We start from the raw sequence: 7629 nt of genomic DNA on the forward strand, positions 1-7629 counted from the left end.
AGCGAAGCGAGTTGAGCGCCGTCCCGTTTTTTCCGAGGAGCGCAGGGGACCGCCGCGCAGCGGCGGCGAGTGTCCGGCGGAAGCGGTTTTGGTGATTTTTGCCGCGACAAAAGTCACTCGCGCTGCAAGCGCGAAAGCTCTTGCTCCTGACTTTGCTGTTGCTTCGCTTTCGCCTTTAAAAGCGTTTGGAGCGGAAGGCAAGAACAAGATCAAAGGCTTTCGCGCCTTAGGCGCGACTTACTTTTGTCGCGGCAAAAGTAAGCAAAACCGTCTTCGCCGGACACACGCCGGGCCTGCGGCCCGGTCCCCTGCGCTCCTCGCAGAATTGGGGACGGCGCTCAACTCGCTTCGCTCAAACAGGCGCGCCTCTTCGCCCCAATTCTGCTCCGGTGCTCGGCGTGCTTTACGGCTCGAAGATCAAGGGCGAGAAGCAAAATCACGAGCAACGGCAACGGCAACGGCAACGGCAAAAGCAACGGCAAAAGCAACGGCAACGGCAAAAGCAACGGCAACGGCAAAAGCAACGGCAAAAGCAACAGCAACGGCAAAAGCAACAGCAACAGCAACAGCAACAGGGAGGCACGCATCAAGCGTGATCGTGGGTCCCGTGAAAGCTGCGGCGTTATCCCAGCAACAGCATCGCACCGCGATTGAGCAGGTAGCCGCCACCCATCAACAGCAGCCACAGGATCGCCGCAAGCAGCAGCGGCCGAGCCCCGGCCTGCCGGATCGCGCCCCAGTGCGTGCGCAGGCCCAGCGCCGCCATGGCCATGGCCAGCAGCAGCGTGTCCAGCGTCAGCAGCGCATCGACCACGGGCCTGGGCAACAGGTGCAGGGAATTGAAGCCGGCGACCAGCACGAACAGCAGCGCGAACCAGGGAATGGTCAGCCTCGCAGGCGCCTCGGCGCGCGCGCAGGCGCGGCGACGCAGCCACGCGCCCAACAGCAGCAGGAAAGGCGCCAGCAGCATCACCCGCAACATCTTCTCGATCACCGCCGACGCGGCGGCCTCCGTCCCGACCGCCTGGCCAGCGACCACGACCTGGGCCACCTCGTGCAGGGTGGAGCCGGCATACAGGCCATAGCCATGCGCATCCAGCCCCAGGTGGGGATACAGCCACGGATACAGGAACATGCCCAGCGTGCCGAACACCACCACCGTCGAAACGGCAACGGCGACCTTGTGGGCTGGCGCCCTGAGCACCGGCTCGGTGGCGAGCACCGCTGCCGCGCCGCAGATCGCGCTGCCTGCGCCAATCAGCATGGAGGTCTGGCGATCCAGTCCAAGCATGCGCGTGCCGATCCAGGTCGCCATGCTAAACACGGCGGTGACCACGACCAGGTCGATCGCAAGGCCCGCCAGGCCCACCCCCGCCAGGTCCTGGAAGGTCACCCGGAAGCCGTAGAGCACGATGCCCAGCCGCAACAGCGTACCCTTGGCCATGTCCACGCCTGAGCCCGTGCGCGAGGCCAGCGTTGGAAACACGCTGTTGCCCATCGCCATGCCGATGACGATGGCCAGCGTCAATGCGCCCAGGCCTGCGGCTTGTGCCGCTGGCCATTGCGCCAGCGCGATGGCCATGCCCGCGATCAGCAGCACCAGCGCCAGCCCGGGCCAGCGAGTGGGCGTAGTCGCGCGGCGGGAATGATGCTGGACAGTGCTGGACATGGGAGCGTTGCGGCGAAGGCGTGGGCGCCATGCTCCGCGCCCCCCTACAATGCGTCCAATACATCTTTTTCCCAAATCCATGAATCTGGCTCATGGCTTGAACCTGCACCTGTTGCGCGTGTTCTGCGCGGTGGCGGAGCAGCACGGCTTCACCCGCGCGGCGGAGGTCCTGTTCGTCAGCCAGTCGGCGGTGTCCAAGGCCCTGCGCGAGCTGGAGACGCAGCTGGACCTTCCGCTGCTGGATCGCTCGCAAGGACGCGGCGTGCGGCTGACCGAGGGCGGGCAGGCCCTGTATCGGCATGCGCGGGGGATCTTCGCGCTGGAGCGCGCGGCGATGGAGGAGATCCGCGAACGCGTCGGCCTGCGCCGTGGCGGCCTGCGGATCGGCGCCAGCACCACGGTGGCGGCCTACTGGCTGGCCGAGGCCTTTGCCCGGCACGCCGCGCGTCATCCGCAGCTGGACAGCGCACTGACGGTCGGCAACACCGAAGAGATCTCCGCGGCGCTGATCGACTGCCGCATCGACGTGGGGTTCGTCGAAGGCCCGGCGCACGACGAGCGGATTCTCGCCACGCCCTGGCGCGATGAGCCCCTGCAGGCGGTGGTGGCCGCGGATGCGGCGCTGGGCGCGCAACGTCGCGCCAGCGCCAGGCAGCTGTCCGGGCAGCGCTGGCTGCTGCGTGAGCCCGGCTCGGGCACGCGCGAGGTCGCGCGCTTGCTGCTGGAGGCGCGCGGGATCGCCATGACCCACACCCTGGAGATCGGCAGCAACGAAGCCATTGCCCGCGCCGTGGCCGCCGGTGCCGGCGTGGCGATCCTGCCCGCGGCGGTGGTGGCCGACCTGATCGCGGTGGGGCGCCTGCGCGCCTTCGCCTTGCCGCCCGGTCCACCGCTGCAGCGCCCGCTCTATCGCCTGGAACTGCTGAGCCGCCCGCGCTCGCCCGCGCTGGCGGCGTTCCTGGAATCGCTGGAGTGAGGGGTTGGAAACGAGGAGTGAGGGCTAGAAGCGAGGAGTGAGGAGTGAGCTGGGATTCGAGGGCTGAGCCGTGTCGATTTTTGTGGGAGCGGCTTCAGCCGCGAAGTGGCTTTCCCGATAAAGCTTCTTCGCGGCTGAAGCCGCTCCCACGAAGGGCGATGGCTACAACAGCGGGGCCGGGGGGCGCATCGCCAGCTCCTTAGGTCGCCGCATCTCCATCTCGAAATGGAAGACGCCCAGCCAGCCTCTACCCGCGTTCGGCCGCAATCGCGGCGATCCGCGCCTTGCGCAGCGCCTGGCCAATCTGGGGGCCCTGCAGGCCTTCTTCGGCCAGATCGCGCGCGTTGATGGACAGCGCGGCCGCGTGCAGCCGCTGAAGCAGCTCGCCCTGCGGATAGGCGTCTCCGGCGCTGCCCAGGCGGCCGCGCTTGTCGGCCTCGCATACCAGCGCCAGCTGCGCGATCCGCGCCGTTTTCCGGAAAGCGTCGCAGCGCGCCAACAGGTCATGCACCGTGGCATCGCGCAGCTCGGCCAGCCGATGCACGTTGAGATGCTCACGGCAGGCGATCACGGCCAGCTCGCGATGCTCCGCCGGGATCTTCAGGCGTGCACACAGCGCCTGCAGCGGCTTGAGACCGGCCTGCTCGTGGCCGATGTGCCTGGGCAGCACGTGCGAGGGCGTCAGCGCTTTGCCCAAATCGTGGGTCAGCGCGGCAAAGCCGATCGCATCATCGCCCGGCGCCAACTGCGCGGCCATGTCGCTGACCAGCTCCTGGTGCATGCCGGTATCGACCTCGGGGTGATACTCGGCGCGTTGCGGCACGCCGTACAAGGCCTCGATCTCCGGCAACACGGCCCGCAGGGCGTGGGCATCGTGCAGCGTGCGCAGGAAGGCGCTGGGCTGCCGGGACGCCAGCGCCCGGCGCAGTTCCTGCCACACCCGCTCGGGAACCAGCGTGTCCAGCTCGCCGCTGTCGGCCATCTGCCGCATCAGCGCCAGCGTCTCCGGGGCCAGGGTGAAGCCCAGCGGCGCCAGCCGCGCCATGAAGCGTGCCGCGCGCAGCACGCGCAAAGGGTCTTCCACGAAGGCCGGGCCGACGTGCCGCAGCACGCGTGCGGCGATGTCGCGCGCGCCGCCGTAGGGATCGACCAGTGTGCCGTCCTCGTCCTGGGCGATCGCATTGAGGGTGAAATCGCGCCGCAGCAGGTCTTCCTCCAGCGTGACCGAGGGATCGGCATCGACCACGAAGCCGCGATACCCGCGCCCGGACTTGCGCTCGGTGCGCGCCAGCGCGTACTCCTCCTGCGTGCGCGGATGCAGAAACACCGGGAAGTCCTTGCCGACCGCGCGAAAGCCCTGCGCCTCCATCTGCGCCTGGGTGGCGCCAACCACGACCCAGTCGCGGTCTCCTGGTGTGAGTCCCAGCAGTTGATCGCGGACCGCGCCGCCGACGAGATAGGTCTTCATGCAGCACATGATCGCCGATCGTCGAGGCAATGGCCGCATGCCGCTGCCCAGACCGAACGCGTCCGTCCCAACGCTCCTGCAGGTCAAAGCGCCGGGTGGAATGCGCGAGCGCGTCTGTTCCCGCGCGCGTTCATGGATGGCGGAGGCCGTGCGTTGCGCAGTCGGTTCTTTCTGCCTGCGGTTGGCCGCGCTCGCCGTTGTCTTCCAGGAACGCCCCGCACGCCTGTCTTTCAGCGCCTCAACGCGCCGCGATAGGCTCCGCGTGCGCGTGTTCGCCCGTGCGCGCCAGTGCCCGGTAGGCGTCGCGCTCGCCGGGCGAGAACGCCGCGGCCTTGCCGCGCGGGCGGTCGGGGCCTTCGGCCTTGTCCAGGATGAGCGTCACCCCCAGCCCCGCGTAGAGATAGCGCTGCCCATAGGCGGCCTGCAGGGCGGCGAAGGTGGCCTCGCCGGTGCAGTGGCCCGGTGCGATGAAATCGATCTTGAACGGCTGCAGCGCCTGGATCACATTGGCAATGGCCGCATCGTCGGCGTTGACGTAGTGGAAGCCGCCGATCACCAGGTGCAGGTGCGGATCGAGCTTGGCCGCTTCGGCCACGATCAGCGGCAGCCCGGGGTGCGAGCAGCCAACCACCAGCAGCAGGCCCTGCGGCGTGCGTACCGCCAGCGACAGCTCGCGCAGCTCGCGCGTGCCGGGCACATCGGAGGTGGTGATGATGGCCCACACGCCGGGCGCGATCTCGGTGGTCTTGGCCAGGGGATTGAAATGCGCATCCGGCCAGGCGCTGCCGAGGACCAGTGTCTGCGGCGGATTCCCATCGAAGTAGCGCTGGCGTGCCGGCAACGCGGCGTCCTTGCGATAGAAGCTGGAGGGCAGCGACGAGCCGAACAGGCCGAAGCCTTCCTGCGGCGCGTGGATCACCACATCGGGATTGGTCGCCAGCACCGCCGCCAGCCCGGCGGTATGGTCCGAGTGCCGGTGCGAGAGCACCACCGAATCCAGGCGCGACAGGTCCACGCCAGCGGTTTTGACGTTGTGCGCGAACACCTCGGCATCGTTGCCGGTATCGAACAGGATGCGCTTGCCGTCGACCTCGATCAGCGCGGCAAAGCCCCAGTCCTTGCGCAGCGGGCCGGGGTCGCCGAAAGCGTCGTAGAGCACGGTGATCTTCGGTGCCGACGCTGGCGAGGCGGCACGTGCGCCCGGGGCCAGCCCCAGCGCGGACAGCACCAGCAGCAACAAGACGTTCGAAACGCGCATGGCCATGGCTCTAGGGCGGGAGCCCGCAGGCTAGCGTGGCCGGGCGCAACTGGCGCCCCGCGGGCAATGGCGCGATGGCATATCGACATGCCCTGCCGGCATGTGTGCCAGGGCAGGGGCATCGAAGCTGACGCGGCGGTCAGCCTTCCTCGTTGCCGCCTTGCGCACCGGCGCAGACGAAGGACTTGCGCTGGCCGTCGATGCGGCCGGTCATGCGGTCGCTCAGCGACAGCGCGTCCTTGTTGAGGCGCCAGTCGTAGATCACGCTGAAGGCCAATACCCGCGCCACGTACTCGCGGGTTTCCTTGTAGCTGATGGTCTCGATCCAGAAATCCGGGTCCATGCCCGGGCGCTGGGACTGCCAGCGCGCGGTGGGCGTGGGCCCGGCGTTGTAGGCGGCGATGGTCACGTAGGGCGCGCCGTACTTGTCCAGCAGCTCGCGCAGGTAGGCTGTGCCGATGGCGATGTTGGTGTCCGAGTCGTACAGGCTGGAGGCACCGCCATAGGCGATGCCGCGGCGCCTGGCCACGGCCGTGCCGGTGCCGGGCAGCACCTGCATCAGGCCCATGGCGTTGGCCGGCGAGCGCGCCTTGGGGTTGAAGATGCTCTCGGCGCGGATCTCGGCGGCGACCCAGGCCGGATCGATCGCATTGTTGGCCGCCTCGCGCCGGATCGTGGCGTCGTGATGCAGCGGGAAGCGCAGCGAATAGAGCTGCAGCTCGCCGGGCTTCTTGCCCAGCGAGAACACCGCGCGATCGAACCAGCCGTTGTCGCGCGCCACTTCCACGGCGATGCGACGCTGCTCGTCGCTGAACCTGGCCACGGCCGCATTCCACTCGGCCGTGGCCCAGGCCGGGCGCTCGAGCTGCCACAGCGCCATGGCGCGCACCAGGCCGGGGTCGCGTGCCACCGCCGCGCGCGCCTGCGGGCTGTCGCTGGGCTCGGCCGGGCATAGCGCGTAGGGCTGGTTGAGGCGGTCGGCGGCGAGGAAGCCGTGGAAGGTCGCGGTGCGGGCGGCCTCGGCGTACAGGCGCCTGGCTTCGCCGGACTCACCCTGCTTTTCGGCCAGGCGCGCCTCGAAGTAACGCCAGCGTGGGTCGTTGCGCTGGTCCGGGCCCATCTTGCGGATCGCCGCCAGCGCGCTGCGCCAGTCGCCGCGGGCCATGGCTTCGCGCGCGCGCCACTCGTGCAGGCGCGGGTCGTAGGCCGCCTCGGGGACCTCGTTGAGGCGGCGGGCCGAATCCGGCTCGTAGGAGGCCACCGTCCACAGCGCGGCCTGGTACTTCACCTGCGCCTGCTCGCCGGCGCTCATGCCCAGGGCCTGCGCGTACTGCGGCAGCTGCGCTTCTGCGGCGGCCGGCGCGGACTTGGCCAGCTTGGACAGGCCGACGGTGGCGGCCTTGCGGCTGCGCTCGGTCCGGGGCCAGTTCAGCGCGCGGGTGTGGATGGCGTCGATGAAGGCCGCGTAGTCCAGGGCGAGGGCGCGCTCCTCGGCGGGCAGGCCCGCGGCGATGCCGCGCACGATGCCGGTCTGCTGCGCGTCCATGGCCAGGTCGATGCGCTGCCAGCGCAGCGCCGGGGTCAGCACGCCGCGCTGGGCCAGGGTGGCGAAGACCGCATCGCAGTTGTCCGGCAGCGCCTTGCCGGTGGACAGCCACAGCGCCTTGGCATCGCTGTCCCAGCGTGCATCCAGGGCGCCGGTCTCCTGCCGCGCGGTGAGTTCGGCGCATTGCAGGCCGACGTTGTTCGGCTGCGGGGTCCAGTTCGCGCGCAGCGCGGTCCAGTCCTTGCGGCGCGACAGCGCCGGCAGCCACACCGCACGGAAGGCATCGGCCACCGGTTCGCCGCGATAGCGCGAGAGAAAGTCCAGCGCGCGTGCATCGGAGACGCTGTCGATGTTGCGCTTCAGGTCGGCCAGCTCGATCCAGCGCCAGGCCGGCGAGCTGGACAGCGCGGCGTACTGGCTGGCATCGAAACGGCCGGCCTCGGCGGCCTGCAGCGCCTGCACCAGGGCATCGCGCTGCGGCAACGGCGCCACCTGCGCGCGTGCGGTGGAGGTCAGGCCAGCGGCCGCCGCCAGGGCGGCAAGAACGATCATCAAGGGACGGACATGCATGGACCAGATGATACGAGCGCCTGCATGAATCCGGTTTTTCACCACCAGCGGCGGGGGGGGGATCGACACCAGCAAGAGTCCTTTTTGGCGCAGCAGTGGGAGGGGTTGTGGAGGGAGTTGTGGGAGCGGCTCTAGGTGGCCT

General features: G+C 69.2%; 7 protein-coding genes. 1 reads left to right on the forward strand and 6 read right to left on the reverse strand.

Features of this window, described 5'->3' with window-relative positions; translation table 11 throughout:
• The 3 genes from EPA99_RS18855 to EPA99_RS18555 form a co-directional block, all read right to left on the reverse strand.
• A partial coding sequence (locus EPA99_RS18855) for a hypothetical protein (protein ID WP_206733808.1) occupies positions 1-213 on the reverse strand: 213 nt, incomplete at its 3' end.
• A 125-nt stretch (positions 214-338) separates the two neighbouring features.
• Positions 339-587: a hypothetical protein gene (locus EPA99_RS18550; protein WP_129472749.1), complete on the reverse strand. Its 249-nt coding sequence runs from the start codon at positions 585-587 to the stop codon at positions 339-341.
• Positions 588-622: 35 nt separating this feature from the next.
• Positions 623-1669 carry a YeiH family putative sulfate export transporter gene (locus EPA99_RS18555; RefSeq protein WP_206733809.1) on the reverse strand — a complete coding sequence of 349 codons (1047 nt, stop codon included), beginning with the start codon at positions 1667-1669 and terminating at the stop codon, positions 623-625.
• Between the two features lie 79 nt (positions 1670-1748).
• On the opposite strand from EPA99_RS18555, the gene EPA99_RS18560 reads away from it, so the two are divergent.
• Entirely contained in the window at positions 1749-2645 is an 897-nt protein-coding gene (locus tag EPA99_RS18560) for a LysR family transcriptional regulator (RefSeq protein WP_241688475.1), read from the forward strand.
• A gap of 247 nt (positions 2646-2892) precedes the next feature.
• On the opposite strand, the gene EPA99_RS18565 is transcribed toward EPA99_RS18560, so the two are convergent.
• The 3 genes from EPA99_RS18565 to EPA99_RS18575 all read right to left on the reverse strand — a co-directional run bounded on the left by EPA99_RS18565 (position 2893) and on the right by EPA99_RS18575 (position 7487).
• The gene (locus EPA99_RS18565) at positions 2893-4113 is read right to left on the reverse strand and encodes a multifunctional CCA addition/repair protein (RefSeq protein ID WP_129472751.1); all 1221 of its coding nucleotides are present in this window, start codon (positions 4111-4113) and stop codon (positions 2893-2895) included.
• Between the two features lie 238 nt (positions 4114-4351).
• Positions 4352-5371, reverse strand: a complete 1020-nt coding sequence (locus EPA99_RS18570; protein ID WP_164978710.1) for an MBL fold metallo-hydrolase — start codon at positions 5369-5371, stop codon at positions 4352-4354.
• Between the two features lie 139 nt (positions 5372-5510).
• Positions 5511-7487, reverse strand: a complete 1977-nt coding sequence (locus EPA99_RS18575; protein ID WP_129472753.1) for a transglycosylase SLT domain-containing protein — start codon at positions 7485-7487, stop codon at positions 5511-5513.
• Positions 7488-7629: the final 142 nt, after the last annotated feature.

It is taken from the genome of Pseudoxanthomonas composti (assembly GCF_004122095.1).
Lineage (GTDB): Bacteria > Pseudomonadota > Gammaproteobacteria > Xanthomonadales > Xanthomonadaceae > Pseudoxanthomonas_A > Pseudoxanthomonas_A composti.

Excerpts from the sequence above, each read along its gene's own strand:
- EPA99_RS18560 (WP_241688475.1), top strand. The coding sequence starts at position 1,749 with ATGAATCTGGCTCATGGCTTGAACCTGCACCTGTTGCGCGTGTTCTGC.
- EPA99_RS18565 (WP_129472751.1), bottom strand. The coding sequence starts at position 4,113 with ATGAAGACCTATCTCGTCGGCGGCGCGGTCCGCGATCAACTGCTGGGA.
- EPA99_RS18570 (WP_164978710.1), bottom strand. The coding sequence starts at position 5,371 with ATGCGCGTTTCGAACGTCTTGTTGCTGCTGGTGCTGTCCGCGCTGGGG.
- EPA99_RS18550 (WP_129472749.1), bottom strand. The coding sequence starts at position 587 with ATGCGTGCCTCCCTGTTGCTGTTGCTGTTGCTGTTGCTTTTGCCGTTG.
- EPA99_RS18575 (WP_129472753.1), bottom strand. The coding sequence starts at position 7,487 with ATGCATGTCCGTCCCTTGATGATCGTTCTTGCCGCCCTGGCGGCGGCC.
- EPA99_RS18555 (WP_206733809.1), bottom strand. The coding sequence starts at position 1,669 with ATGTCCAGCACTGTCCAGCATCATTCCCGCCGCGCGACTACGCCCACT.